Genomic DNA, 924 nt, shown 5'->3' on the forward strand with positions numbered 1-924 from the left:
ATGGTAGTGCTGGTGATAACCACATCACTTGTGGAAGTGAGTATCTTGGACATCGTGAAATCATATCAAGAATGGAGAGCATGGGCCTGTTAAGTGTGAGAGATATCCGGCTTCTTCCGTGTTATTCTGCAGATGCACAAAAAATAACGTCAACCTCTCCATTTAGAAGAAATGCAGAAGAGGGAAGGAGTCTGCTTGAATACACAGCAAATGAGTTAACAAGCAGAGGATATGCTGATATTAAAGTGGTAGCCTATAATGGTGCCGGAGTTTTTGTTTCACCAGATAAAAAAATACCTTTAACGCATTTAAGGGCGCTTTCGCATAATGGCAGAGAAATTGTTTTACCCAGAAGCGAGAAAAAGGTATCGGTTAAAACCGGATAAATCTATAAGATGATAAAGCGCCAGTTCATGCAGGGAGGATATATAGCATGCCGGGAACAATAAGCTCCGGTGGTTTTGGAATCAGCATTGCAAAACCACCTCACTCTTCCGGGCAAAAAACGGTCATCGATGGTTTCTTTTTTGGCTCGAGGAAAATCTCATTCTCTTATCCCCGACTGGAAAGCGAATTAATACAATGTATTAACCTGAAGAACGAAGGAAAAAAGAATGAGTGGATGAGGGAAGAGTGTATTTGTTTTATTTCCCGGGATGTCAATAAACTCCTGGATATGTATGCTAAAAATAACCAGACAACCATACCTGATGCGGTCCGGGAGCGAGTTTTCCAACGCGCAAGTTGTTATTGCGGCCTCTCGCTGGATGTAAGAGGTGCCCAGGCGTCCACGCATCACATGATTTCAAACAGTTCGTATTTTCAGGGAAAAATGAATAATCTTTTGGCTTCAGCAGATATGGATGTCAGAAATCAGTGCATTCGTACAGCTTTAAGCAGCCTTGCGGATACTTTTTTTGAGAA

General features: G+C 42.0%; 1 protein-coding gene and 1 pseudogene. Both read left to right on the forward strand.

Annotated features, from left to right (window positions below; genetic code table 11):
* Positions 1-386: pseudogene (locus A7090_RS25405) on the forward strand (hypothetical protein); the annotation flags it as partial.
* 47 nt (positions 387-433) lie between these two features.
* The coding region (locus A7090_RS25410) for a secretion protein EspT (protein WP_105275895.1) at positions 434-924 on the forward strand (491 nt) is incomplete at its 3' end.

Origin of the sequence: Escherichia sp. MOD1-EC7003 (genome assembly GCF_002965065.1) — a bacterium.
GTDB lineage: Bacteria > Pseudomonadota > Gammaproteobacteria > Enterobacterales > Enterobacteriaceae > Escherichia.